General features: G+C 53.9%; 28 protein-coding genes, 1 other RNA gene and 1 pseudogene. 18 read left to right on the top strand and 12 right to left on the bottom strand.

What is annotated here, in order from left to right:
* Together O6944_06410 and mgtE are read left to right on the top strand one after the other, a co-directional pair.
* A partial coding sequence (locus tag O6944_06410) for a phosphoenolpyruvate--protein phosphotransferase (protein MCZ6718765.1) occupies window positions 1-723 on the top strand: 723 nt, incomplete at its 5' end.
* Window positions 724-1,030: 307 nt separating this feature from the next.
* Window positions 1,031-2,392, top strand: a complete 1,362-nt coding sequence (mgtE, locus tag O6944_06405) for a magnesium transporter (protein ID MCZ6718764.1) — start codon at window positions 1,031-1,033, stop codon at window positions 2,390-2,392.
* A gap of 75 nt (window positions 2,393-2,467) precedes the next feature.
* Here the strand turns inward: mgtE and O6944_06400 are convergent, their stop codons facing one another.
* Both O6944_06400 and O6944_06395 read right to left on the bottom strand, forming a co-directional pair.
* Window positions 2,468-3,421 (bottom strand): homoserine kinase, encoded by a 954-nt coding sequence (locus tag O6944_06400; protein ID MCZ6718763.1) that lies wholly within the window; start codon window positions 3,419-3,421, stop codon window positions 2,468-2,470.
* A gap of 149 nt (window positions 3,422-3,570) precedes the next feature.
* Window positions 3,571-3,852, bottom strand: coding sequence for a DUF2782 domain-containing protein (locus O6944_06395; protein MCZ6718762.1), 282 nt, complete (start codon window positions 3,850-3,852; stop codon window positions 3,571-3,573).
* Window positions 3,853-4,214: 362 nt separating this feature from the next.
* Here O6944_06395 and polA point away from each other — a divergent pair, with 362 nt between their 5' ends.
* The 9 genes and pseudogenes from polA (at window position 4,215) to O6944_06350 (ending at window position 12,207) form a co-directional block, all read left to right on the top strand.
* Window positions 4,215-6,917 carry a DNA polymerase I gene (polA, locus tag O6944_06390; GenBank protein ID MCZ6718761.1) on the top strand — a complete coding sequence of 901 codons (2,703 nt, stop codon included), beginning with the start codon at window positions 4,215-4,217 and terminating at the stop codon, window positions 6,915-6,917.
* Between the two features lie 143 nt (window positions 6,918-7,060).
* Window positions 7,061-7,810, top strand: coding sequence for a 1-(5-phosphoribosyl)-5-[(5-phosphoribosylamino)methylideneamino]imidazole-4-carboxamide isomerase (gene hisA / locus O6944_06385; protein ID MCZ6718760.1), 750 nt, complete (start codon window positions 7,061-7,063; stop codon window positions 7,808-7,810).
* Window positions 7,810-8,583 carry an imidazole glycerol phosphate synthase subunit HisF gene (gene hisF / locus O6944_06380; GenBank protein MCZ6718759.1) on the top strand — a complete coding sequence of 258 codons (774 nt, stop codon included), beginning with the start codon at window positions 7,810-7,812 and terminating at the stop codon, window positions 8,581-8,583. Before hisA ends, hisF begins: the two co-directional genes overlap by 1 nt.
* 3 nt (window positions 8,584-8,586) lie before the next feature.
* The gene (hisI, locus tag O6944_06375) at window positions 8,587-8,991 is read left to right on the top strand and encodes a phosphoribosyl-AMP cyclohydrolase (protein MCZ6718758.1); all 405 of its coding nucleotides are present in this window, start codon (window positions 8,587-8,589) and stop codon (window positions 8,989-8,991) included.
* 110 nt (window positions 8,992-9,101) lie between these two features.
* Complete coding sequence (locus O6944_06370) at window positions 9,102-9,428, top strand: phosphoribosyl-ATP diphosphatase (protein MCZ6718757.1); 327 nt, start codon at window positions 9,102-9,104, stop codon at window positions 9,426-9,428.
* A 59-nt stretch (window positions 9,429-9,487) separates the two neighbouring features.
* Window positions 9,488-9,715, top strand: a complete 228-nt coding sequence (tatA, locus tag O6944_06365; GenBank protein MCZ6718756.1) for a twin-arginine translocase TatA/TatE family subunit — start codon at window positions 9,488-9,490, stop codon at window positions 9,713-9,715.
* Between the two features lie 20 nt (window positions 9,716-9,735).
* Window positions 9,736-10,101 (top strand): Sec-independent protein translocase protein TatB, encoded by a 366-nt coding sequence (gene tatB / locus O6944_06360; protein ID MCZ6718755.1) that lies wholly within the window; start codon window positions 9,736-9,738, stop codon window positions 10,099-10,101.
* A pseudogene (gene tatC / locus O6944_06355) lies at window positions 10,088-10,816 on the top strand (twin-arginine translocase subunit TatC). Before tatB ends, tatC begins: the two are co-directional and overlap by 14 nt.
* Before the next feature lie 131 nt (window positions 10,817-10,947).
* A complete protein-coding gene (locus O6944_06350; protein ID MCZ6718754.1) occupies window positions 10,948-12,207 on the top strand; it encodes an amidohydrolase family protein in 1,260 nt (419 codons plus the stop codon).
* Between the two features lie 50 nt (window positions 12,208-12,257).
* Here O6944_06350 and O6944_06345 read toward each other — a convergent pair whose 3' ends face one another.
* Both O6944_06345 and rpiA read right to left on the bottom strand, forming a co-directional pair.
* Entirely contained in the window at window positions 12,258-12,458 is a 201-nt protein-coding gene (locus O6944_06345; GenBank protein MCZ6718753.1) for a DUF2905 domain-containing protein, read from the bottom strand.
* A 33-nt stretch (window positions 12,459-12,491) separates the two neighbouring features.
* Window positions 12,492-13,148 (bottom strand): ribose-5-phosphate isomerase RpiA, encoded by a 657-nt coding sequence (gene rpiA, locus O6944_06340; protein MCZ6718752.1) that lies wholly within the window; start codon window positions 13,146-13,148, stop codon window positions 12,492-12,494.
* A gap of 106 nt (window positions 13,149-13,254) precedes the next feature.
* Here rpiA and ilvA point away from each other — a divergent pair, with 106 nt between their 5' ends.
* The gene (gene ilvA, locus O6944_06335; GenBank protein MCZ6718751.1) at window positions 13,255-14,769 is read left to right on the top strand and encodes a threonine ammonia-lyase, biosynthetic; all 1,515 of its coding nucleotides are present in this window, start codon (window positions 13,255-13,257) and stop codon (window positions 14,767-14,769) included.
* 21 nt (window positions 14,770-14,790) lie between these two features.
* On the opposite strand, the gene O6944_06330 is transcribed toward ilvA, so the two are convergent.
* The 4 genes from O6944_06330 to O6944_06315 form a co-directional block, all read right to left on the bottom strand.
* The gene (locus O6944_06330) at window positions 14,791-15,255 is read right to left on the bottom strand and encodes an EVE domain-containing protein (GenBank protein MCZ6718750.1); all 465 of its coding nucleotides are present in this window, start codon (window positions 15,253-15,255) and stop codon (window positions 14,791-14,793) included.
* 65 nt (window positions 15,256-15,320) lie between these two features.
* Window positions 15,321-15,505: non-coding RNA, 6S RNA (gene ssrS / locus O6944_06325), on the bottom strand.
* A 16-nt stretch (window positions 15,506-15,521) separates the two neighbouring features.
* Entirely contained in the window at window positions 15,522-15,836 is a 315-nt protein-coding gene (locus tag O6944_06320) for a cell division protein ZapA (protein MCZ6718749.1), read from the bottom strand.
* The gene (locus O6944_06315) at window positions 15,833-16,057 is read right to left on the bottom strand and encodes a TIGR02449 family protein (protein MCZ6718748.1); all 225 of its coding nucleotides are present in this window, start codon (window positions 16,055-16,057) and stop codon (window positions 15,833-15,835) included. The genes O6944_06320 and O6944_06315 overlap by 4 nt, the downstream gene beginning before the upstream one ends.
* A gap of 198 nt (window positions 16,058-16,255) precedes the next feature.
* On the opposite strand from O6944_06315, the gene O6944_06310 reads away from it, so the two are divergent.
* Genes O6944_06310 through O6944_06290 form a run of 5 tightly spaced genes read left to right on the top strand, consistent with a single transcriptional unit; the run spans window position 16,256 to window position 20,607 of the window.
* Window positions 16,256-16,669, top strand: coding sequence for a UPF0149 family protein (locus O6944_06310; protein MCZ6718747.1), 414 nt, complete (start codon window positions 16,256-16,258; stop codon window positions 16,667-16,669).
* A gap of 3 nt (window positions 16,670-16,672) precedes the next feature.
* The gene (locus tag O6944_06305; GenBank protein MCZ6718746.1) at window positions 16,673-16,846 is read left to right on the top strand and encodes a hypothetical protein; all 174 of its coding nucleotides are present in this window, start codon (window positions 16,673-16,675) and stop codon (window positions 16,844-16,846) included.
* A complete protein-coding gene (gene pepP, locus O6944_06300) occupies window positions 16,846-18,165 on the top strand; it encodes a Xaa-Pro aminopeptidase (GenBank protein MCZ6718745.1) in 1,320 nt (439 codons plus the stop codon). Before O6944_06305 ends, pepP begins: the two co-directional genes overlap by 1 nt.
* Window positions 18,155-19,375, top strand: coding sequence for a 2-octaprenyl-6-methoxyphenyl hydroxylase (gene ubiH, locus O6944_06295; GenBank protein MCZ6718744.1), 1,221 nt, complete (start codon window positions 18,155-18,157; stop codon window positions 19,373-19,375). The genes pepP and ubiH overlap by 11 nt, the downstream gene beginning before the upstream one ends.
* The gene (locus O6944_06290) at window positions 19,372-20,607 is read left to right on the top strand and encodes a UbiH/UbiF/VisC/COQ6 family ubiquinone biosynthesis hydroxylase (protein ID MCZ6718743.1); all 1,236 of its coding nucleotides are present in this window, start codon (window positions 19,372-19,374) and stop codon (window positions 20,605-20,607) included. Before ubiH ends, O6944_06290 begins: the two co-directional genes overlap by 4 nt.
* 58 nt (window positions 20,608-20,665) lie before the next feature.
* Here the strand turns inward: O6944_06290 and speD are convergent, their stop codons facing one another.
* Together speD and O6944_06280 are read right to left on the bottom strand one after the other, a co-directional pair.
* Window positions 20,666-21,472 (bottom strand): adenosylmethionine decarboxylase, encoded by an 807-nt coding sequence (speD, locus tag O6944_06285; GenBank protein ID MCZ6718742.1) that lies wholly within the window; start codon window positions 21,470-21,472, stop codon window positions 20,666-20,668.
* A gap of 38 nt (window positions 21,473-21,510) precedes the next feature.
* Window positions 21,511-21,909, bottom strand: coding sequence for a VOC family protein (locus O6944_06280; GenBank protein ID MCZ6718741.1), 399 nt, complete (start codon window positions 21,907-21,909; stop codon window positions 21,511-21,513).
* A gap of 265 nt (window positions 21,910-22,174) precedes the next feature.
* On the opposite strand from O6944_06280, the gene O6944_06275 reads away from it, so the two are divergent.
* Window positions 22,175-23,071, top strand: coding sequence for a phosphoribosylaminoimidazolesuccinocarboxamide synthase (locus O6944_06275; GenBank protein MCZ6718740.1), 897 nt, complete (start codon window positions 22,175-22,177; stop codon window positions 23,069-23,071).
* Between the two features lie 98 nt (window positions 23,072-23,169).
* Here O6944_06275 and O6944_06270 read toward each other — a convergent pair whose 3' ends face one another.
* Together O6944_06270 and pyk are read right to left on the bottom strand one after the other, a co-directional pair.
* A complete protein-coding gene (locus tag O6944_06270; protein ID MCZ6718739.1) occupies window positions 23,170-24,198 on the bottom strand; it encodes a fructose-bisphosphate aldolase class I in 1,029 nt (342 codons plus the stop codon).
* 157 nt (window positions 24,199-24,355) lie between these two features.
* Window positions 24,356-25,798 carry a pyruvate kinase gene (gene pyk / locus O6944_06265; GenBank protein ID MCZ6718738.1) on the bottom strand — a complete coding sequence of 481 codons (1,443 nt, stop codon included), beginning with the start codon at window positions 25,796-25,798 and terminating at the stop codon, window positions 24,356-24,358.
* Window positions 25,799-25,841: the final 43 nt, after the last annotated feature.

Here is a 25,841-nt window from a genome sequence, read left to right as displayed (position 1 = left end):
CTCGATCTCGGTGCCGACAAGCAGGTTGATGGCGGCGGGCGGCAATCTGGGCCGGTGCCGTCAAATCCAGCTTTGGGGCTTAGAGCTATCCGGCTATGCCTCAAGGAACCATCGCTGTTTCGACCACAGCTGAGAGCGATTATCCGGGCATCAAGCCTCGGGCCGGTACGAATGATGATACCCATGCTCTCCAATATTCAGGAAATGTCACAGGTTCTGGAGATGGTAGGGACAATTCGCGATGAGCTGAAGTCAGCGAACATCAAATTCGATCCGGATATGGCGATTGGAGGCATGATCGAAGTACCGGCCGCAGCTATCTGCGCGGATGTATTTGCGAGTGATCTCGATTTTCTATCGATAGGGACGAACGACTTGATCCAGTACACAATGGCGATCGATCGGGTGAGCGATGAAGTTAATTATCTCTACGACCCGCTGCACCCAGCGGTATTAAGGCTTATTTACACAACGCTCCAGGCGGGCCAGAAAGCGAAAATTCCAGTGGCTATGTGTGGCGAGATGGCGGGTGACACGCGTTACACGCGGCTTCTGCTAGGGCTTGGGTTGAGGGAGTTCAGTGTCCATCCCGCAGCGCTTTTAGAAGTCAAACAAATTATCATTGATAGTCGAGTGGATGAACTCACCTATCTCGCGAAGAAAGCTTTGAAGAGCAGGAGCGGCACGGACGTGGCGCAGCTGACGCGGCATATAAATCAGTAAGCCAACTAAGACACCGAAGTTTCTCTTCCAGAGTGTGTTGACGCCACAATCCAGTTTGCGGCATTGACATCGCAAATCTGAGGACAATCCCAGTGCATATTGCGCTGCTTGTTCGAGCAGCATCTAAGATCATGCCCTGATGTTAGTGCGTTGCGGCGTTTGCGAGATAGAATCCAACGCAATGCCTATACGCCGCGAGCCCTGTTAGGCCCATGCACCCGCGGTTTTGTGCTGATGCTCCCCTAAACATGCCATGCTGTGGCTGATACACTAGTGCACTTTTTTAACTTATAAGCCCCTCAGGCCCATGAGCAAGCGCAGCGAACGAGAAAAGATCCAGGAGACACTGAGCCAAGTCCACGAAGCGTTGGAGGCCGGAGCGAAGTCTAAGGTGCGGAGCCTTATTGACCAGCTGCACCCTTCCGAAACCGCTGACGTCTTGGAGGCATTGCCACCGAGTGAACGTGGTGTGGTCTGGGAACTGGTCAACCCAGACCTTGAGGGTGATGTGCTCTCCGAATGCCAAGACGAAGTGCGTGCTGGACTGCTCGGACAGATGGCGCCCTACGAGGTCGCGGCGGCGACCAGGGATCTCGATGCCGACGATGCGGCTGACATCCTGCAAGACCTGCCGGAGCCCCTTGTGGATGAGGTACTGCTTGCGATGGACGAGCAGAACCGCCAACGCCTGGCATCGGTGCTTACCTATCCCGAGGATACCGCCGGCGGCTTAATGAACACCGATGTCGTTACTGTCCGGGGTGATGTGACGCTGGATGTGGTCTCCCGTTACTTGCGGCTTCGGGGTGCCATACCGGAGAAGACAGACCAGCTGATGGTGGTTGATCGGGAAGGCGAGTATCTTGGCGTGCTGCCTTTGTCCGAGGTGTTGCTCCGCGATCCAGAAGCGACCGTCGGTGACTTGATCGTGCAGGACATTGCGGGCCTACCCGCCAGCCTCCCAGCGAAGGATGTCGCCAAACTATTCGAGCAGCGGGACCTGGTGTCAGCCGCGGTGGTGGATGAGGTGGGCAAGCTGCTCGGGCGGATCACCATTGACGATGTAGTGGACGTTATTCATGAGCAGGCTGATCACTCCCTCATGAGCCTGGCTGGGCTCGGTGAGGAAGATGACATGTTTGCGCCCGTGGTCGTCAGTGCCAGGCGGCGCGCAATCTGGCTCGGCGTTAACTTAGCGACCGCGTTTCTGGCGGCGTGGGTGATTAGTCGCTTTGAGGCGAGCATCCAGCAACTCGTTGCGCTCGCGATACTCATGCCCATTGTTGCGAGCATGGGGGGTATTGCCGGTGTTCAGACACTCACCATCGCGATTCGGGGCATCGCCCTCGGGCAGCTCGGCGCCGCAAACGCGCGCGCTCTCATGCTCAAGGAACTCGCGGTTGGCCTAATCAATGGCCTATTCTGGGCGATGGTTGTTGGTGGACTTGCGATGTTGTGGTTTAGAGATGTTGGGCTTGGATTGATCATTGGGCTTGCTATGGTCATCAACCTCCTAACAGCGGCGTCGGCCGGCGCACTGATCCCACTTGCCCTGAAGCGCCTTGGAATCGATCCGGCCCTTGCCGGCGGTGTGCTTCTGACGACGGTGACGGATGTTGTGGGTTTCATGGCCTTCCTTGGCCTTGCGACGATTTTTTTAATTTCCTAATGGGAGCACCTGTCTGGCACGGGAGGCAACGTGGGTCTGCAGAAATCAGTATGGTGCGCCCGAGGCCAATCGCTCTCAATCCCATAGATCTCGCAATTCGGCAGCATGCTCAATGCGGTGGCGTAGGATAAGCTTGAATACATCCGGATCCTTAATGTGGGTGATTTCGCCTTGCCGCGGGAAGTACATGTCATGCAGCCGTGACAGCCAGAACCGAAGTGCACCGGCCCGTAGCATTACTGGCCAGGCGTCTTGCTCCTCAGGCGCAATGGGCCGAAACTGCTCCGTATAGGCATGGAGCATGGCCCGGGCGCGGTCTGTGTAGAAATCTCCATTCTCCACGTTGCACCAGTCATTAGCCGTCACAGCGAGGTCATAGATCAGGGCGTCATTACAAGCGTAGTAAAAGTCAATGACGCCGGTCAGCTGATCGCCCACGAACAGTGCATTGTCGCGAAACAGATCTGCGTGAATTACCCCGCGTGACAGTTTGTGATGGCGAAACTGGGATTGGTACGCAAGTTCCTCGGTAAGCAGCGATGCGTCGTCAGACGTTAGCTTGGATAAGACCTTCGCTGCTGTTTGTCTCCACCAACTCGGTCCGCGATCATTTTCCCTGTATAACCGAAACTGTTTTCCTACGGTATGTATCCGGCCGATGAATTCGCCAATAGCGAAGCACTGCTGTACCGTGGGCGCTTTGACGCTGAAACCTTTTAGACGTCGTACTAAAGCTGCAGGTCTACCATTCAGTTGGCGTAAGTAAGTTCCATTATCATCGCCAATTGGATGTGCGCTCGGAATATTATGCTCGGCGAGAAACGCCATAAGTTCGAGGAAGTATGGTAGCTCGGTGGCTTCTAGCGCTTCGAACAGGGTCAATACGAACTCCCCGTTGCTGGTAGTGACGAAGTAGTTCGTGTTTTCTATGCCTTCACTGATTCCTTGGAAGTGACTTAACTCCCCTAGTGAATAGTGTTCTAGAAATTTTTGAAGCTCTTGGCGTGAAACGGATGTATAGACAGACATGCGATTCCTGTGTCACTTGCTTTAGTTTGACACCGGTTCCGCAACGGCGACTCACGCTGCTTGCGCCGGTTCATTCCAGGCCTAGTTCTTAATCGCGCGTGTTATTAGAGTTCTGTGGAGTCACGAAGGACTATTTTGGCTGCATCCGTTTACCAGCTAAACAAGACCCATTGAGGGACGACGGGATCGGCGTATATACCGTCCATTTGCGTCTCCATCACCCCATCGCCGTCCTGGTCGATGAGATAATAGGGTAGTCCAACGCTCGGTGTGACTTTCACCATGTACAGGATCCCGTTAATGCGGTATTCCTCGACGGTGACCTCTTCCTTTTGAATAATGGTGATTTCCGGCTCAAGTACCTCCCCACTTTGTACAGGTTCCGGCAATGGCGGAGGTTCAGGAACGACTTCAAGGCCGTCCGGGTTAATAGGCTCACCAAGTATTTGCAGGGACGCTAAAAGGCCAATGACACAATATAAAATTGTGGAGGCTCTCACAGTGGTCCACCTGGTAGATATTGTATTAATTGGCTCAAATGATCTAACAAAGACGCGTGTTCGTCCATGTACGCAGGCAGTTTTGATCTTCTTGGTACCTCAAGATAGCATCCACTACTTCCGGTCGTCTGTCTACTTGATCGGGCGATTTTTTGGGCAATTGGGCGTCCGTGCTGTCAAGGCTCCGTCGTTGGGCCATGGGCAATCGATCCATGCAACATTACAAGATAGGCAGTCGCTCGCGAATCATCCATAATGTTACCTCTTAATACACGTCACCAGTCTCATATCGCATGAACAAGCCCACGTTGGTTCTGGTAGACGGCTCTTCTTATCTCTACCGAGCATTTCACGCGTTGCCCGCCCTATCCAACTCTAAGGGGGAACCTACTGGAGCGATCTATGGTGTGATCGGAATGCTGCGCAAATTGCAGAAGGACTACGAGCCGACTTATATGGTGGTTGTATTCGATACGAAAGGTAAGACTTTTCGTGACGAACTCTATCCGGAGTATAAGGCGAACCGCCCACCCATGCCGGATGAACTTGTCAGCCAGTTGCAACCATTACATGATGTCGTACGTGCCATGGGACTGCCGTTATTGATGATCGATGGTGTGGAAGGGGACGATGTTATGGCCACACTCGCCGCTCAGGCTAAGGCACAAGGACTTGAGATCGTCATAGCGACGGGCGATAAGGACATGACGCAGGTAGTCGATGAGCACGTTCGCCTCGTAGACACGATGACCAATGCAGTCTTGGACATAGATGGAGTGGAACGCAAATTTGGTATCCCGCCTTCACTGATGGTGGATTATCTGGCCTTGATCGGGGACAGTGTGGACAATGTGCCCGGTGTACCCAAGGTTGGTCCAAAGACAGCAGTCAAGTGGTTGAAGACCTATCGATCATTGGATTCGATTATCGCTCACGCGAACGAGATCCCGGGCAAGGTGGGGGAGAATCTGCGTGCGAGTCTCGATCAATTGCCCCTATCGCGTGAGCTAGTCACCGTCCGCTGCGACGTGCCACTTGAGCGAAAGCCCAAGGAGCTTAAACCTCAGAATCCGGATCGCGCTGCGCTAAGGGAATTGTTTACGCGCCTCGAATTCAAGTCGTGGCTTTCCGAATATTGTAGTTCCCCGGATGCGGCCTGCGAGACTAAAGCGGGAGAAACCGAGCATCAGCACAATTACGAGACGGTGGATTCCGAACGTAAGTTTCAGTCATGGCTTAGGCGCCTAGAAAAAACAGAGGTCTTTGCCTTTGACACTGAGACCAACAGTCTGGATTACATGGAGGCTGAGATCGTGGGCATCTCGTTTGCAGTGAGCCCAGGCGAGGCAGCTTATGTACCGTTAGCACATGATTATGAGGGCGCGCCAAAACAGCTATCGAGGGACGCAGTGCTGGCCGCTCTTCGACCACTCTTGGAGGACCGAGGTCGGGCAAAACTTGGACATAATCTTAAGTTTGATATGAGCGTTCTGGCTAATCACGGCATTGCACTTAATGGGATCCGCTTTGATACGATGCTTGAGTCCTACGTTTTGGACAGTACCGCAACTCGACACGATATGGATTCTCTCGCGCTGAAGTATCTGGGAGAAGATACTATCCATTATGAAGATGTTGCAGGAAAGGGGACGCAACAAATCACCTTTAACCAGGTCCCCGTTGAGCAAGCAAGTCCCTACGCGGCGGAGGACGCCGATGTTACGTTGAAGTTACATCTCGCCTTGTGGCCAAAGCTAGAGGCGGAACCCGGACTACAGAAGTTATTTGAAGACATTGAAATGCCGCTGGTCCCTGTCCTCTCGTGCGTTGAACGAAACGGTGTGATGGTGGACGCTGCGCTCCTGCAAAGGCAAAGTGAGGAACTTGCGGTCCGTGCACGCGATATTGAACGTCAGGCCCACGAGCTTGCGGGCCAAGCATTCAACATCGCGTCTCCCAAACAGATTCAGGGTATTCTGTACGACGAGCTGCAATTACCGGTGCTCGCGAAAACGCCTAAAGGACAACCGTCTACTGCCGAATCTGTCCTGCAAGAGCTGGCCCTGGACTATCCCCTCCCCAAGCTGATTTTAGAGTACCGGACCTTGAGCAAGCTCAAGTCAACCTATACCGATAAGTTGCCTGGCCAGATCAATCCACACACGAGACGTGTCCATACATCCTACCATCAGGCAGTGGCGGCCACGGGCCGGCTCTCGTCGTCTGACCCCAACCTGCAAAATATTCCGGTACGCACTGATGAGGGTCGGCGCATTCGTCAAGCCTTTGTCGCAGCGCCTGGTTACCAATTACTCGCCGCAGATTATTCGCAGATTGAGTTGCGTATTATGGCGCATCTATCAGGAGATCAAGGACTGACAGGCGCCTTCGCTAAAGGCGAGGATATCCACATGGCAACAGCAGCGGAAGTCTTCGGTATTTCTCAGGAACAGGTGAACAGCGAACAGCGCCGAGCCGCTAAGGCAATCAATTTCGGGCTCATCTATGGCATGTCGGCCTTCGGGCTGGCAAAACAGCTGGGAATCGACCGCAGTGCCGCACAGGTCTATGTTGATCGATATTTTAATCGTTATCCTGGGGTCAAGATCTTTATGGATGAGACGCGTGCGACGGCTTGTGAGCAAGGCTTTGTTGAGACGGTGTTCAAGCGACGTTTGTATCTTCCGGATATAAATGCCCGGAACGCCCAACGCCGGCAGTACGCGGAACGAACGGCGATTAATGCTCCTATGCAGGGGACCGCAGCTGATATTATTAAGCGTGCGATGATAGCAGTGCATGCCTGGTTGGCCGAGAGCGGTATCGATGCCAAGATGGTCATGCAAGTTCATGATGAGCTGGTTTTTGAAGTTGCCGAAGAGGCAGTTGATCAGGCGGGAAAAGTGATTTGCGAGATAATGGAGGGTGCAGCGCACCTGACCGTGCCACTCGTTGTTAGCGTTGACAGTGGCTATAACTGGGATGAAGCGCACTGATAATTCCTGCGTAATGCGAGACAGGCGGGATCAACTGGTTTCCTGTGCTACCATTTAGTAAACAAGCAATTTGGCGTAATAATTACCGAATCCCCATCCTGGCCTAACCTCCTGAAATCCACGATCGTCAGAAGCAAGCCGTCATGCTGTTGATACCTGCGATTGATATCAAAGACGGAAAATGTGTGCGTCTGCGTCAGGGCTGCATGAATGATGAAACAATCTATGCTGAGGATCCGGCTGCCATGGCCAAACGCTGGCTAGAAGCCAGCGCGCGGCGTCTGCACGTCGTTGACCTGAATGGTGCGCAAGCCGGACGGCCGGTAAACAGCGAGGTTGTGCGTGCTATTGTCGAGTGCTGCCGAGATGTTCCTGTACAAGTTGGCGGAGGCATACGTGACGAAGACACGATTCAAGCCTATCTAGATACTGGCGTGAGCTATGTCATTGTCGGGACCAAGGCGGTCACTGACCCTCATTTTGTTGCCAACGTATGTATGGAGTTTCCGGGACGTATTATCGTCGGGCTCGACGTGCGTGATGGCAAGCTTGCACTCGATGGTTGGTCCAAATTATCGCACCACGATGCCATCGATATAGCACAGCGATTTGAAGACGATGGCGTAACGGCGATCATTTTTACTGATATTGGCCGAGATGGCATGATGACGGGGCTCAACATAGACGCTACAGTCGCGCTTGCTCGCGAGGTCAATGTCCCGGTCATTGCTTCTGGCGGAATCACCGATCTAAATGACGTGCGCGCCTTGTGTAATGTCGCCGAAGAAGGGATTGAGGGAGCCATCACAGGGCGGGCAATCTATGAGGGTAAACTGGACTTCGCCGAGGCGCAGCGGCTTGCCGACGCACTAAGCAACCAGGGCGCGGGATAATGGCGTTGGCCAAACGCATTATTCCCTGTTTGGATGTGGATGCTGGCCGCGTCGTCAAAGGAGTGCGATTTGTTGATATTCGAGATGCAGGAGACCCGGTTGAAGTGGCGAAACGCTACGACGAACAAGGCGCCGATGAGCTGGCGTTTCTCGACATCACGGCAAGTAGCGAGGAGCGCGAGACCCTGGTGCACGTCGTGGAGGCCGTTGCAAGTCAGGTATTCATTCCACTCACCGTAGGCGGCGGCATCCGCACGGTGGAAGACATCAGGGGCCTGCTAAATGCAGGAGCTGACAAGGTCAGTATCAATACGGCCGCAGTTGAAAATCCTGGATTTATTGCTGAGGCTGCGAGACGCTTTGGATCACAATGTATTGTCGTTGCGATCGATGCCAAACAAGTGGAGCCCAAAGAGAATGCGCCGCGCTGGGAAGTTTTTACCCATGGCGGGCGCAGGGCCACAGGTATTGATGCTGTTCTGTGGGCTAGGAAGATGGTCAAGCAGGGTGCAGGGGAGATCCTGTTGACGAGCATGGATCGGGACGGGACCCGCAATGGGTTTGATCTGAATCTGACCCGTGCCGTCAGTGAGGCTGTGTCTGTTCCGGTAATAGCATCCGGCGGCGTCGGGTGCCTTGAACACTTGGTTGAGGGCGTCACACAGGGTAAGGCCGACGCCGTGCTCGCGGCCAGCATATTTCACTTTGGTGAGCACACGGTGCGCGAAGCGAAGGAGGTCATGGCAGCACGGGGAATTGAGGTGCGGTTGTAGAGCATGGAAGACATCCCGGACGCAGCATGGCTTGATGATGTTAACTGGGACAGTGACGGATTAGTGCCAGCCGTCGCGCAAGCAGTCGATAGCGGTGAAGTTCTGATGGTTGCCTGGATGAACCGTGAGGCCCTTTATCGCACAGTTGCCGAAGGACATGCGTTCTACTGGTCCCGCTCCCGTCAGTGTGTGTGGGAAAAGGGTGAGGAGTCCGGACACGTCCAGAAAGTGTCCGAAGTTCGCCTGGACTGCGACAAGGATGTTATTCTACTCGCCGTCGAACAAGTGGGTGAGATTGCATGTCACACAGGTCGGCACCGATGTTTCTTTCACCGTCTGGATGGGGATCGATGGGTTGTCGTGGAGCCGGTGATCAAAAACCCCAAAGAGATTTACGGCAGCAACTAGGATGCATATCCAGGCTTCTATAAGCGGCAGCCGATATTTGGGAGCAAAGAAGCTATCTTAGCTTTTTTGTGCCGCGGGCGAGACGCATAATCGACATTGATCCGATGACGATGCCCGATGTCCTCAGCCGCCTAGCGGATATCATTGAAAGCAGAAAACAGGCAGACCCGAGTGTGTCCTATGTCGCAAGTCTCTATGAAAAGGGCCTGGACAGCATTCTCGAGAAGATCGAGGAGGAAGCCGCAGAGACCGTACTCGCTGCAAAGGAGGGTGAAGCGAAGCGCATCGTGAGTGAAACAGCCGATCTGTGGTTTCACACGTTGGTGATGCTGGCACACCAGGGGCTCGGGGCGGCGGACGTACTGGCCGAACTCGAACGGCGCTTTGGACAATCAGGCCTTGAGGAGAAAGCGAGTCGCGAAGGTGATCATGGTTGAATTCGTCCGACGGCGGACGTTGACGATTTTGAACGGGTTTGAAGAGGTGGAGAGACAGCATGAATCTTGGGATCACAGAGTTGTTGATTATCTTGGTGATTGTGATTCTGCTATTTGGGACCAAGAAACTACGCAGTCTGGGTAGTGATATTGGCGGCGCCATCAAGAGTCTTCGGAGCGCCATGGCAGAGAGCGACGAGCAAGTTGAGGCGGGTAGCTCGAAGGACAATGATGGGGAAAAACGGACCGACGTCAGTGACGATGCGCGCCCTAAGGACGATAAATAGGCGAGCACGAGGCGTGGATCATGTTTGACGTTGGATTCTGGGAGCTCGTGCTCATCGGGATCGTCGCCCTTTTGGTGGTTGGTCCGGAGAGATTGCCAAGGCTTGCACACACGTTGGGGCTGTGGCTGGGGAAGGCTCGCCGGTTGGTTGATTCCGTGAAGGCCGAGATCGAGCAGGAACTGCATCTTGAGGAAGCCAAACGCCTGGTTAATGAGTCCCAGCTCTCTGGCCTCGATCCAGTGCTTGAGGATGTAGTACCCAACGTAGTTAAGAAGGAACGCGTGGCCAGTGGCGGAGATGCAAAGCGCCAGGCGTCGTCTAAACGTAGTGATCGCAGAGCTCGGGGGCGATCTGCAAAAACATCATCGTCTGATGCTGGCACGTAAACCGCGTCACGAAAACACTCAGGATCGCGAGCAATCATTTCTTTCTCATCTGATCGAACTCCGCGATCGGCTCTTGAGAAGTGTTCTCTGTATTCTCCTGATTTTTCTTGTGCTATTCCCATTTGCCAATGACATCTATCTCCTCGTTGCGACGCCGCTGATTGCACAGCTTCCGGCAGGGAGCGCCATGATTGCTACCGAGGTGGCTGCACCCTTTCTTGCACCTTTTAAGGTCACCGTGATGATGGCGATCTTCATCGGGATGCCGTTCGTGCTTTATCAGGCGTGGGCTTTCGTTGCCCCGGGACTCTATCGACAAGAGCGCGTCTTGGCGCTACCGCTTGTCATCTCTACCGCACTCCTGTTTTATCTCGGCGTTGCATTTGCCTACTTTCTTGTGTTCCCGCTCATCTTTGCGTTTTTTACCGCGGTTGCGCCGCAAGGGGTGACCGTGATGACCGACATCAGCAGATATCTGGATTTTGTCCTTAAGTTGTTCTTTGCGTTTGGCATGGCATTTGAGGTGCCCGTTGCCACAATTTTGCTGGTCTGGGCGGGTGTTACCACGCCAGAATCGCTGGCGGCGAAGCGCCCGTATGTGTTTGTTGCCGCTTTTATTATGGGAATGTTACTCACACCGCCCGATGTAGTCTCGCAGATACTCTTGGCAGTCCCGATATGGCTGCTTTTCGAGCTCGGATTATTTTTTTCCCGAACCTGGGTTCAGGGTAATGGCCCTAGCCGGGCGCCTACAATTGCCCAAGGGCGTAAACGTCGCTCGACCCGGCGCAAAAAGGTGGGTAAGAAACCTGGCGATAAGGATCCGGGAAGCCCTGAATCGGGTTCGTGACGGCTCGCAATGTGAAGCGACGGGAGTTTATTGCCGCGATTGGAGCAGGACCTGTGCTGCTGACAGGGTGTCGTCCGTGGCTTGATGAAGGTATCAGCAATCCGTGCCTTGCCGCTGCACTGCCTGATGATTTATCTCAGCATGAACTGATACTTGCTGCATTGGCGGATCTTGATGGCTCAGAGCTATGGGACTGCCACGTACACCTGCTAGGAACTGGCGATAGCGGCAGTGGGATCTGGGTAAACCCCAACCTGCGTAGCCTGGCCCATCCATTGCAATACGCCCGGTTTCGCTTCTATCTGGATGCGGCTTGTCTCGATCCCAATGCAGGAGTCGATCAGGGTTATCTCGAACGCCTCTTGGCATTACAGGACGGCCTCCCGCAAGGGGGGCGAATCATGCTGCTGGCATTCGATTACAACTACGATGAGGCAGGCCAGCGCGATCTTGTACACACTTTTTTCTACATCCCTGACACGTATGCGGCGTACGTTGCCCGCAAACACCCAAGACGCTTCGAATGGATCGCATCAATTCACCCCTATCGGTCGGATTGCATTCCGGCCTTGGAAAATGCGGTTACATCCGGAGCACGGGCGGTCAAATGGTTACCGAATACCATGGGGATTAATCCGGGATCGCCGCTATGCGATCGCTTCTACGAAGCCATGGTGCGTATGGACATCCCTTTGCTTGTTCATTCCGGCGATGAACACGCTGTACCGACTGGCGAGGCGCAGTCATTGGGCAATCCTTTGTTGCTGAGGCGCACGTTGGATCATGGTGTGCGGGTCATCGTTGCTCATTGCGCCTCAAAAGGGGTCGCCACGGATATTGACAAAGGCAAAACCGGGCCAACAGCCTCCAATTTTTCACTGTTTGCACGGATGATGGATGAGGTGGACTCCGAGGACCTGCTGTTCGGTGACATTTCCGGCTTGGCCCAGGTCAATCGCATCGGAGAACCGCTTACGACGGTAATCAAAAGAGGAGATTGGCACCACAGGTTACTGAATGGTTCGGACTATCCCTTGCCGGGGGTGATGCCCCTGTATTCTATGAATCAGCTGGTCAGCCTTAAGCTTTTGACCCGCGATGAGGCAAATGTTCTCTCGGCCATACGTCGCCATAACCCGTTATTGTTTGATCTTGTACTGAAGCGTTCCTTGCGGGTAAACAATCAAGGTTTCAGCCCAGCAGTCTTTCACACGCGACACATATTCGAACGACAGGCAAATAGGCCGGTCGCTTAATGTCAATGCGGGTTCTTTTCGGTCTGATCACAGGCGTCATCGCTGAGTGCCTACTTGCGCATTATCCACATCAGCGCAGTCACCAGAATACTGACGATGATCCCCGTCGTTAGCGGCAGATAAAATCTAAAGTTTTCTCGCTCGATGACGATATTACCGGGAAGTCGACCAAGTCCGATTTTGCTTAGCCAGGGCCACATGACGCCAAGGAGCACAAGCGCCAGGCCGATGCTAATTAGTAAACGAGACATCGTGGTAACGCGCGCATCAACGATCGTATGCCGTCATGTGAGTGTCCGAACGCCTTCATCGCTACCTACGAGCAGCACGTCAGCTGGACGCTGGGCAAATATACCGTTGGCTACGATGCCCGCGATATTATTCAAGGTTACTTCTAATTTGACTGGTTCTACGATGGATAGATTGCGGATATCCAAGATGAGATTACCGTTGTCGGTGGTAACACCGTCTCGTAAGCTTGGTTGGCCACGCAGCTTAGCGATCTCACGAGCGACATAACTGCGTGCTATCGGGATCACCTCAACTGGTAGTGGAAAGCGCCCTAACACATCAACGAGTTTCGAGTCGTCGACTATACAGACGAATTGTCTGCTTGCGGCGGCGATTATCTTCTCTCGCGTCAATGCACCTCCTCCACCTTTGATGAGGTGAAGAAACTTGGTCGCCTCATCACTGCTATCAACATAGACTGCGACCTCGTGGACGTTATTCAAATCGACAATTGGGATGTTGTGTTCCCGAAGGTGTGTGGCTGTCACCTCGGAACTGGCCACCGCACCATCGATTTTGTGCCTGACTCGGGCAAGGCACTCAATGAAATAATCGACGGTGCTCCCTGTTCCCACACCGATAGTCATTTCAGGCTTAACATAATCCAATGCCGCTTCCGCCGCGTGGCGCTTCTTCTCATCTTGTGTCATGGATTGACCTCCTCAATGGTATTTTACGCAAACGCCCCTACATGAAACAGCGTCTACGTCACCTAGGCGAGGGTTATTGTAGGGGGTTAAGTGGTATCTTATGCGTATGCTTGAACGATATGTGAAGATGATACTCCAAGCTCGCGTCTACGACGTGGCTAAGGAGACCCCCTTAGATTACGCGCCCGAATTATCGCGGCGGCTCACCAATCGCGTGTGGCTGAAGCGCGAGGACCTGCAGCCCGTGTTCTCCTACAAGCTCCGCGGCGCTTACAATTTGATGTCAGCGTTGTCTGAGCAGCAGCGAAAGCACGGCGTCATCGCGGCGTCTGCTGGGAATCATGCGCAGGGCGTTGCGCTCGCGGCCCAAAAGCTCGGGATCCGGGCGGTCATCGTGATGCCTAAGACGACGCCAGAGATTAAGGTGGTAGCCGTACGCCGCCTCAGCGCTGAAATCGTGCTCCAGGGGAACACCTATGACGACGCAAATGAACACGCGCTGCACCTTGCAACAGATGAAGGACTGACCTTTATTCCACCATACGATCATCCCCTGGTTATTGCCGGACAAGGCACTGTGGCCATGGAGATACTGCACCAACACCGTGGGGAGTTGGATACCATTTTTGTGCCAGTCGGTGGCGGTGGGCTTATCGCCGGGATTGCAGTGTACTGTAAACATCTCTCCCCAGGTATCCGCATCATCGGTGTCGAGCCTGACGAGGCGCCTTGTATGCAGCGTGCGCTGGAGGTCGGAAGACGCGTGGTTTTGGATCAGGTTGGAATCTTCGCCGATGGCGCTGCGGTGCGCCAAGTAGGTAGAGAACCATTCCGTATTGCCCGCAAATATGTCGACGACGTGTTGCTCGTGAGTACCGATGAAATTTGTGCAGCGGTCAAGGACACTTTTGAGGATACTCGATCCATTCCAGAGCCTGCGGGCGCTTTAGCTCTTGCTGGATTGAAGCAGTATGTTGGGCGAAAGCGTGTCAAGAACAAAGATCTGGTGGCGATTTTTAGTGGCGCTAACGTTAATTTTGACCGTTTACGGCACATCGCTGAACTGGCTGAGCTTGGCGAACAGCGCGAAGCGCTTTTAGGCGTGACAATTCCTGAAAGACCCGGTAGCTTCAGAGCGTTCTGTCATGCATTAGGGCCCCGCTCTATCACAGAATTCAATTACCGTTATTCCGATGCTAAAGAAGCACATGTTTTTGCTGGTGTGCAGTTACGGCAAGGGATTCCTGAGAAGAACACGTTGATTAAGAACTTGAGGAGCAAAGGTTACCGTGTCGTTGATATGAGTAACGACGAGGTGGCAAAGATGCATGTCCGCTATATGGTAGGCGGTCACGCGGGCTTTGTTGACAACGAATTGCTTTATCGGTTTGAATTTCCGGAACGACCTGGGGCCTTATTGCATTTTCTAACGCAGATGGGTGAACGTTGGAACATCAGCGTGTTCCACTATCGCAACCACGGCGCGGCCTACGGACGTGTGCTCGTGGGTACTCAGGTCAAAGACGAGGAACGCGACGAGTTTCAGTCCTTTCTCGATGGGTTAGGCCTGAATTATTGGGAGGAATCGAACAATCCGGCATACAGGCTATTTCTTAGCTAAATAACTTGGTGCGCGGCCATACTACGCGAGCTCGAGTCCTAAAATAAAGTCCCACTCTAATTTGCTTATCGGCATCACTGAGAGCCGGTTGCCCCTCTGAAGTAGCGGCACATTTGCAAGTGGTGGGTGCTCCCGTAACTCAGCAAGTGTAATAGCTCGTCCTAACTTGTGCTGAAAGCGAACATCGATGCGATACCACTTCGGACTGCCGGGATTACTCTTCGGATCATAGTGCTTATCCTTTGGATCAAATGCTGTGTTATCCGGGTAGCCTGCGCGGACAATGTCCATAATCCCGACTATCGCGGGTTCTACGCAGTTTGAATGGTAGAAAAAGGCTAAATCGCCAACCTTCATGTCATCGCGCATCAGGTTGCGTGCTTGGTAGTTGCGTACACCATCCCATGGCTCAGTCTGCCCAGGCCTCGCCATCAAGTCGTCGATGCTGAATTCGCTTGGCTCTGATTTCATGAGCCAGAATTGCATGGCTTCTCAGATACGCTTCTTTGAGTGTACGGTACGCTTTCGTCATGGAAGGCGGAGGAGGGAGGGTTTCCCCCGCAGAGCCGTTGCAGACCTTCATCTTGAACCAAAGGTTCAAGTGGGAACAACAGGCAGCGTATCAGGCTTTCCACTGTGCGGTGGACATGCTCAACAACACCGCCGTTTTGTCCCCAAGGTTGTGGTAAATAGGCTCAAGGATATCTCGGCCTACTGACGCACTCCGCAGGGGAAACCCAAATTAATTCCGTCTAAATTTCGAATTGCTTGCCCTTGGTCAGGGCGTCGTCAATCTTACTTTGCAAGCGGCGGATACTCGAGTCTACTTTTACAGTATAGTCCTCGCGTCGGTCTTTGCATTCTAGGTAATCATGCGCAATGTTGAGTGCTGTCATAACGGCAATTCGCTCAGTTCCGATTACTTTGCCGCTCTGCCGCAGCTCTCTCATCTTTGCGTTCAAATACTCAACGGCAGCATGAAGAGACTCTCGCTCACTGTCATCGCACGTTACCAGATATTCCTTGTCTAAAATAGTGACGTTGACGGGGGTCGTTTCTGCACTCATGAGCGCGTTTCCATTGCTCTGAGGCGGGATATCATGGACTCAATGCGGGTGCGCGCCTGTTCGGTCTTTTCAATCAGTGCGGCACGTTCGGTCACAAGGCTCGTTTGCTGGCCACGCAGAGCCGTGTTTTCAGTTTTTAACTGTTCGACCGTTCGGATGAGGTCGTCGACGCGAGCCTCAAGTGCTACCAGATCTAACTTGTCAGTGTCCTGCTCGCCCATCGTGCCTTACCTAGGAAATTGAGGATATGAATGCATAGGTGCCCGCGGTACATTATTATTTGACGCTCAATATAGAGCGGCCTGTCATAGCGGTCAACAGGCGATGCAGTCACGCCGGTCAGCACAATGTCCTATCAGCAGTTCAAGTCGCTGTGTGATTCGTTGTAGGTAGCGTCTGTGGGCACATATAGGCGTGTAGTGGAATACGTACAGGAAATACCTGGTCCTGTGCCTAGCTTTGATGATGTGCGCGAGGCCCTAGGGCAGATCGGCGCCAGCACGGGTGCCGCAGAATGGCATGGGTTGGTCTGCGGTCAGATCTGCGCTATCGGTGGGGTAGACGAAGGATCCTGTCTTCGAGAAGTACTAGGCGAGCATCAGGTGGATGAAGGGATGCTGGATGAGTCTTGCGTCGTGCTACGAGCCCTCGCCAGGGATACGGTGCGGCAGTTTAGTCCTATGGAATGGGGATTTTACCCCTTGCTTCCGGATGATGAAGAGCCGATGCCGGTACGGAGCGCGGCAGTGGGTGAGTGGTGCCGGGGTTTTCTGTACGGGATCCGTCAAGGCGGGGTCGGCGAAGATGCTTGGTTATCAGACGATTGCAGGTAAATTATGGATGACTTTACGAAAATATCAGGTCTAAGAGACTTGGACGAGGTGGCCGATGAGGGTCAGGAAACGGCCTATCTCGAGATTGTGGAGTATATACGTATCTGCGTGCTGCTCATGCACGAGCAGCTTCGTGGTGGAGACATCCGTGGTCATGGGCCAGATGGAGCGAATTAATGGATCGAAAAGAATTTGCCCGCCGACGTAAACGGCTAATGGATATGATGAACGAGGGGAGTATGGCCATATTCCCTACTGCGCCGGTGGTAGTGCGGAATCGCGATGTGGAGTATCCCTTTAGGCCCGACAGCGATTTTTTTTACCTTACGGGTTTCCCGGAACCTGATGCCGTCGCGGTGCTCGTCCCCGACCGTCCCCAGGGGGAGTATGTGCTCTTCTGCCGGGAGCGGGATCCGAAGATGGAAACGTGGCACGGTCGCCGTGCGGGCCTTGAAGGTGCTTGTGAGATCTACGGAGCCGACGACGCCTTCCCGGTAGATGATTTGGATGACATTGTCCCTGGGCTTCTGGAGGATCGTGACCGCGTATTCTACACCATGGGGTTCCACCCGGCATTCGATCAACGGGTGGTGGGCTGGGTCAACCAGGTCCGTAGTCGTGGCCGGGCGGGCGTCAACGCGCCAGGTGAGTTTATTTCCCTTGGGCATCTGCTTCATGAGATGCGCCTATACAAGAGTCGGCATGAAATTAAGGCGATGCGCCAGGCAGCCAAAATCTCCGCTGCGGCTCACATTCGCGCCATGAAGGTTTGTCGGCCAGGTCTTAAGGAGTATCAAATCGAAGCGGAATTACTGCACGAATTCATGCAGAGGGGGGCGCGTGTTCCGGCATATCCCCCAATCGTGGGAGGGGGTGCCAATAGTTGCATTCTGCACTACGTTCAAAATTCGGATGTACTCAATGATGGAGATGTATTACTTATCGATGCGGGCGCGGAGTACGACGGGTACGCAAGCGACGTCACCCGGACATTTCCTATCAACGGGCGTTTCACAAAGGAGCAAAAGGCAGTTTATGAAGTAGTCCTCGAAGCGCAGCATGAGGCGATCAAAAAAGTAAAGCCGGGTAACCATTGGAACGAACCTCACGAGGCTGCGGTACGCGTTTTGACCGGGGGTTTGATTGACCTTGGTATCCTCAAGGGCCGGGTAAAGACGCTTATTAAGCAGCAGGCTTATGGAAAGACGTTCATGCACCGAACTGGACACTGGCTGGGCATGGATGTCCACGATGTGGGTGACTACAAGGTAGACGGCGAGTGGCGCATGCTGGAGCCGGGTATGCTCATGACAATAGAGCCAGGGCTGTACTTCCCAGCCGGTAGCAAGGGTATACGCAAAAAGTGGTGGAACATTGGGGTGCGCATCGAGGACGATGTGTTGGTGACCCGTGATGGTCATGAGGTGCTCAGCAATGACGCTCCTACGGACCCGGACGATATTGAGACGTTAATGGCGAACGGCCATGCCGCGTGACTATGATGTCTTAATCATCGGTGGCGGCATGGTGGGAGCAAGTCTGGCGTGTGCCCTGGCTAGCCAGCCGTTGCGCATTGGTGTTGTTGAAGCGGTACCGTTCCAGGACGAAGGTCAGCCAAGTTACGACGATCGGGGGCTTGCACTCGCTCTGTCTTCTCAACGCGTTCTCGCGGCGCTTGGGCTGTGGGATCGGATAAGCGAGGAGGCTAACCCGATACGTCGCGTTCATGTCTCTGACCGAGGTCATTTCGGTTTCGTGCGTATGGACGCTGGGATGGTCGGTGTGGATGCCCTCGGTTATGTCGTACTGGCGCGTCTGCTCGGCAAAGTGCTGTCAGAGAATCTGATCTCTTTCGCGAACGTCGATCTATTCTGCCCAGCCCGACTCCACGCAATTCACCTTGGTGAGGAGAAAGTAGAGGTCTCCGTTCAGCTTAACGGGGATTGCGTTAGTCTGAAAACTCGCCTTGTGGTGGGGGCCGACGGGACCAACTCGAAGGTACGGCAAGCGCTCGGGACAGAAACCCGTGAGCGGGACTATGGTCAGACCGCGATTGTCGCAAATGTCACTCTTGAGAGACCGCATCGCGACACTGCGTATGAGCGGTTTACCGAAACCGGCCCGCTCGCGTTACTCCCGTTATCGGATGGGTGCTCAGCGCTTGTGTGGACCGTGGCCAGTGCTGAGGCGGACCGGATCTTGGCGATGGATGAGCAAAGTTGCCTTAGCAACTTGGAGAAATGCTTCGGTGGCCGGCTCGGCCGATTTTTGCGTATAGGCCAACGTAAGTCATACCCCTTGTGCATGATTGAGGCTGAGCAGCAAGCGGGTCCGCGGATCGTTGTGCTGGGAAACGCAGCCCACACGGTGCATCCCAATGCGGCTCAGGGGTTCAATCTCGGTCTGCGCGACGTTGCGGCGCTCGCCGAAGTGATATCGGATGCCATTCGTGCCGGGGAAGATCCCGGATCAGAGCAATGCCTCAAACAGTACGTTGCATCAAGGAGATCCGATCAGCGCCGGGTCATTGCGTTTACCGAAGGACTGGCCAGCCTTTTCTACAATGATTACCTGTCCCGGATCATGGTGCGCGATATCGGAATGCTGGCCGTAGACTTAATTCCGCCACTGAAGCGACAGTTCATGCGACAGGCAATGGGGCTCTTTGGACGACAACCACGCTTGGTGCGAGGGCTTGCGTTGTGAGCATTCGCAAGGCGCCCTGCACGGACACGGATATCGTCATTAGCGGCGGCGGGATCGTTGGTAGCACCTTGGCGTGCATCCTCGCTCGGCAAGGACTGCGCGTCGCTCTCGTGGAGGCGAGCGAAGCTCGGTCAATGAACGACACGCAGGAACATGACCTTCGGGTGCTAGCTATCACTCCTGCCTCTGCACAGATTTTCAAGGCTGTCGGTGCTTGGGGGCCTATTGAGGAAGGTGACATCGGATACTTTCGACGGATTGAGGTTTGGGACGCCAACGGGGACGGTAGTATCTGTTTCGATAGTGCCGATCTGTGTGAGCCGACGCTCGGCTATATCGCTGCAAACCAACTGATCCAGTCAGCGCTCGAGAGTGTAATCGCGAAACTTCCGGGGATCACATCGTATCGACCCACAGCACTCAGAAAATTTAACCTGGTAGATGATCATATCGCGGTTGAACTCGAGGACGGTATCTCACTAACCGCACGCCTTGTGGTGGGTGCTGATGGTAGCCGCTCCACCGTGCGGGATCTCGCCGGTATCGAAAATTCGCTGCACGATTACCATCAAAAGGCCCTGGTGTGTATAGTGACTACGGAAAGATCGCATGGCAACGTCGCCAGACAGAGGTTTCTGGCAACGGGGCCGCTTGCCTTTTTACCGTTAGCTGATGCACACCAATGCGCCATCGTGTGGTCCACTAAACCGGAAGAGGCAACGGCTCTTTTGGGACTGAATGAAGATACGTTTCGTACAGCACTAAAAAATGCTTTTTGCGGTCGCTTGGGGGACATTACATGGAGTAGTTCGCGAGTTGCATTCCCATTACAGCGTGCCCACGCGAGGCGTTATTGCCAGCAGCGGGTTGTCTTAGTGGGGGATGCGGCCCATTGTGTACACCCGCTTGCTGGCCAGGGTGCAAATTTAGGATTGTTGGACGCGGCGGCGCTCGCCGAGGTGCTTGATGATGCGAGCGCTGCTTCGTGCGACATCGGCGGCTTAAGCACATTAAGGCGCTATGAACGTTGGCGTAAGGGTGAAAACCTTGCGATGATGATGTTTCTAGACGGCCTGAATCATCTATTTGCTAACCAGTTCGAGCCTGTACAGTGGGCGCGCAATCTCGGATTGGATGTGGTCAATGCCATTGAGCCAATGAAGCATTGGTTTATGCGTCGAGCGATGGGGTTAGCTGGCGATTTGCCAAGGCTGGCACGAGTAGTGAGTTAAGGCGCGGGGTTTGTTGCGAGGCTTGGTCGCCGTTCGCTTGAGCGGTTCGATTGGCTCGTCAGTTGCGGCTTAGATTCCGGCCATAGAAGATCTCGACCATCTCCCGATGTAGCCGCTCCTCGATTTCCAATTGCTCCCTGGGATCAAGATCGTCCTTATCGATCCCAAATAGATAATCATCCAGATCAAATTCCTTAAGCATCATTTTCGTGTGGAAAATATTTTCTTGATAGACATTGACGTCAATCATTTGGTATCGGTTTTTCGTAGACCGCGAAATATAGTTTTGGATGGAGTTTATTTTGTGCTCGATGAAGTACTTCGTGCCATTGACGTCGCGGGTAAAGCCTCGTACACGATAGTCAATGATAACGATATCTGAGTCAAAGCTGTGGATTAGAAAGTTCAGCGCCTTTAGTGGCGAGATATGGCCACACGTAGCAACATCGATGTCGGCTCGGAACGTACTGATCCCAAAGTCGGAATGACCTTCTGGATAGGTATGGACTGTAATGTGACTCTTATCGAGGTGGGCAACGACTGCTTCAGGTAGTGGACCTGGCGTCTCGCTATTGGTTACGCCCTCAGGGACCGGCGCTTCTTCGGATACAAGCAGGGTAACGCTCGCGCCAAGGGGTTCATAGTCCGCTTTCGCAACGTTCAGGATCCGAGCGCCAATAATGTTCGCCACCTCTGTCAATATTTGGGTAAGTCGATCTGCGTTGTACTCATCGCTGATGTATTGCATGTATTCGCAGCGTTGCGCGTCGGTCTGCGCGTAGCAAATATCGTAAATGTTAAAGCTCAGCGTCTTGGTCAAGTTGTTGAAACCGTGCAACTTGATTCTGTTGGATATCTTGAACATGGTTGACTGCCGCTCAATTTGCCCGTACGTGCGATGTTTCAAGAATCGGCGATCGGCGGATGATAAAGCATCTGCACGGTATTGCCATCTGGATCATTACAGTAGAAGCTGCGAGCCCTATCGCGGTGTGTCTTAGGCACTGCTGTGATAACTACCCCATGGGTGCGCAAGTAGTCGTACCATGCGTCCACTTGGTCAGGTGTTTTAAGGATAAAGCCAATATGATGTAGGTGTTGGGGGCCGTCTAGTCGTTGGTCATTTGACATCCGGTGCAGTGCAAGATTGTCATTACCGGAGCAGAGATAAACATTATCCGCGTCCGGGCGCCATTCGACTTCCATCCCCAAAAGCTCTACATAGAAGCGCTCGCACGCTTCAAAGTTGCGTACATTGAGCGCAACGTGACGCAGTCCAGCCGTCGGTTCAGGTCGATTCATTGGCGTGTGACTTGAGGATTGGTTTGAAGCCATCGGGGTTGTGTTCGGCTTGCCGGCAGTGCCCCCTTTAAAGAAGCGGCACATTATACCAGTGGTGTGAGATTTGGAAGACGAGTCTCCGGTGTCGGCGGCTGGATTGCCGTGTCGCTGCCGTTTGACGAGGGACACCAACTTCCGTATGCGTTCTGCTCGCGCTGCAATGATGGTGGCGGCCCCTCGCGTATGGGAAAATCGGCACGGGGAATCGGCACAGGGCACACAGCCTATGAATGATCCAAAAACGGCACTCTTTCAGTCCGATATCGCAAGCTTGCCGCTTATTCATCGTGGCAAAGTAAGGGATATGTACGCGATTGGCGATGAACACGTGCTTATTGTGACCACAGACCGGATCTCGGCATTTGATGTGGTCTTGCCGAACCCCATCCCTGGTAAGGGCGTGGTGCTGACCGCCCTATCCAATTTTTGGTTTGGAAAGACTGCTCAGATCGTGCCTAACCATCTGGCGGGTATTCGCCTGGAGGACGTCTTGCCTGATGTTGCCGAACGCGAACCGGTCGAGGGTCGCGCCGTTGTGGTAGGGAGGCTGAGGACCCTCCCCCTCGAGGCGATTGTGCGTGGGTACTTGATCGGTTCGGGATGGAAGGACTATCAGAGGACCGGTGCGGTGTGCGGGATCCACCTGCCGAAAGGTCTGGAGCAGGCAGCGATGTTGCCTGAGCCTATCTACACGCCGTCCACCAAGGCGGAGGTTGGTGAGCATGACGCGAACATCAGTTTCGAGAAGACAGTTGAGCTTTTAGGCGAGGCCGTTGCTTCAGAGGTTCGTGATCTCAGTGTTGCCATCTACCGATATGCGGTGGACTACGCACGTCAGCGCGGGATCATCATAGCGGATACGAAAATGGAGTTTGGTCAGGATGAGAAAGGGAAGCTCGTGCTCATTGATGAACTTTTAACGCCCGATTCATCTCGTTTTTGGCCGGCAGACTCCTACCGTACCGGCACAAGCCCGCCTAGTTTCGACAAGCAGTTTATTCGAGACTACCTGGAGACCCTGGGGTGGGATAAGAAACCACCTGCCCCGGAACTTCCCGAAGATATCGTGTTAAAAAGCGCCGAGAAGTACCAAGAGGCGATGACGCGATTGGTGGAGGCTTGATAAGGCAGCGGGCCCCGGCAGTTCCAAGATGAGCGGCAATTCAGGAGAGCAGTAGGCGCAGTCGGCGAGCCTAAATTTGTTGAGGGTATGACCGATGCTCAGGCGGCCAATTCTTTTTCCAACGCCTCCGTGTATCGTCCAAGTGTTGCAAGCCCATTGCACTTTTCTCTGTGAAACAGGGCTTTTTGTGCCTCGTCCACGTTGTCCGCGTTTCCGCTCCAGATCTTCAGTGCGAGAGCCTGCAGTGCGCGCCCGTAGGAGAAGCTTAAAGGCCACGGATGGGTGACGGACATGGCATTCATCGCGTTCAGATGGGCTGTCGCGAGTTCCGCGCTTTGTCCGCCAGACAGGAAGACTACCCCGGCTATCGCCGTAGGCACCGCGTTCCGCAAACAACGCGTTGTTTGTTCGGCCACCTGAGCCACGCTGGCTTGCTTTTGGCATTTCTTGCCGGCGATGACCATGTTGGTCTTCAACACCAGCCCCTCGAGCTTAACACGCTGGTCATATAAGGCATTGAACAGGCATCTGAGCGTCGTCTCGGTTACCTCATCACAGCGTTCGATGGAATTGTCACCGTCCATTAAGACTTCCGGTTCAACGATCGGCACGAGCTCTTCCTCCTGGCACAGCGCAGCGTAACGCGCCAGCGCGTGGGCATTGGCCTTGAGGCAGCTGAGCGACGGTATGCCTTCGCCGATGGTAATGACGGCGCGCCACTTCGCAAAACGGGCGCCGAGTTGCCGGTATTCAGTCAGGCGCTCGCGCAGCCCGTCGAGTCCTTCAGTGACCTTCTCGCCAGGATGGCCAGCCAGCGCCTTGGCACCTTTGTCGACCTTGATTCCCGGCAGGATGCCCTCTTTGATAAGTACCTGGGGAAATGGCGTCCCCTGGGTGGTGGCCTGTCTGATGGTCTCATCAAAGAGGATCATGCCACTGATGAACTCATTGCTACCGGGTGATGTGATCAGCAGTTCCCGATAGGCCCGTCGGGTCTCCTCCGTGGACTCAATACTGATGCCATCAAAGCGTTTTTTGATGGTCGGAAAACTCTCGTCAATCGCCAGGATCCCCTTGCCCGCGGCGACCATCGCATTGGCGGTCGTTTGAAGATCTTGTGTACTCATCGATTTCAACCTCGCATACGGTAATTGACCACGGCGACCTGTAGGGAGAGGCAGGCTAAATCTGTATATTATAAATCGCGAGTCTGGAGTTCCAGTGAAATACCGCAATTGATCATGTAGCGACTAGTCTGTCCCGTGTCATGGCGGGTTTCATGACCTACACCATGTGATCGATTGGCTCTCCGACGCGCACAATCTTCATATTGTTCGTACCGCCCGTTCGACCGCGTAGATCACCCTTGGTAATGATCACCAGATCGCCATCGTCCACAGTGCCACGCTTTACAAGCTCACCGATCATCTCTTTATTAGCTACCAGTGGATCCGTGTGGGTGATATCAAATCCGATCGGATAGACTCCCCGGTAAAGCGTCATCTTTCTGCCGGTTTCTACATGTCGGGTAAAGGCAAAAATAGGGATGCCCGAGCTGATACGGGACATCCATACACAGGTTGCCCCTGTTTCGGTTAAGGCTGCAATGGCTTTCGCGCCAATGTGATTGGCCGCGTACATCGTAGACATCGCAATCGCTTCATCGATTCGCTTGAAGCGTAGATTGATGCGGTGATCGGACGTCCGGGCGATGTGTTGTTTTTCCGCCTCGAGACAAACCCTGACCATAGCCTCGATAGCCTTATCCGGATAATGTCCAATGCTGGTTTCCGCGGATAGCATCACCGAGTCAGTCCCGTCGAGTACTGCATTAGCGACATCAAATACTTCAGCCCGTGTTGGCATTTGATTATCGATCATTGACTCCATCATCTGGGTGGCGGTGATAGCTGCGCGGTCCATGTCACGAGCGAGTTTGATAAGGTTTTTCTGTACCGGTGGGAGCGCGGCGTCGCCAATCTCAACGCCAAGGTCACCCCGAGCGATCATAATGGCCTCTGACGCATCAACAATCGCGTCGATTGTATCCAGCGCCTCGGCCCGCTCGATCTTGGCGATGATGCCTGCTTTACCTCCGGCATCTTCAATAAGCCGACGAGCTTCGTGAAGGTCGTCCGCGGAACGCGCAAAGGAGATGGCGATGAAGTCGACGCCGATTTCGACAGCGTGCCGGACGTCAGCCCGGTCTTTGGCCGTCAGCGCCCCGGCCGACAATCCGCCACCTTGTCGGTTGATGCCCTTGTTATTCGATATCTCGCCTCCTAGTACGACCTCGCATTCTACTCGGCTTCCGCTCACTTTTTTTACCTGTAACACAACGCGCCCGTCATCGATCAGCAGCTTGTCCCCGCTGTGTACATCCCTGGGCAGATTCTTGTAACTTACACCCACGTGGTGCGCATCACCTTCATCCTCTCTTAGATCTGCGTCGATGGTAAATGGTGCACCCTCAGGCAACTGTACCTTTCCGGCCTTAAAGCTCCCGATCCGAATCTTAGGTCCCCTAAGATCTGCAATAATGGCAACTTCGGTGCCCAAGGCTCTTGATGCCGCGCGCAATTGCGTTGCGCGTTGCTTGTGCTTTTCTCGCGTTTCGTGGGAGTAGTTGAGGCGAACCACATCGGCCCCGGCCTTAACGATCTTCTCCAGCATGCCGGGCTCATCCGTCGAGGGGCCTAGTGTCGCGACTATCTTGGTCCTTCGTATCATCGATTTAATATGTACGTAATGCAGCTTTGGTATATAAGAC

It is taken from the genome of Gammaproteobacteria bacterium (genome assembly GCA_027296625.1).
Classification (GTDB): domain Bacteria; phylum Pseudomonadota; class Gammaproteobacteria; order JAKEHO01; family JAKEHO01; genus JAKEHO01.
Note: the sequence above shows the minus strand (reverse complement) of the source record. Positions and strands in the feature narration are given on the sequence as shown.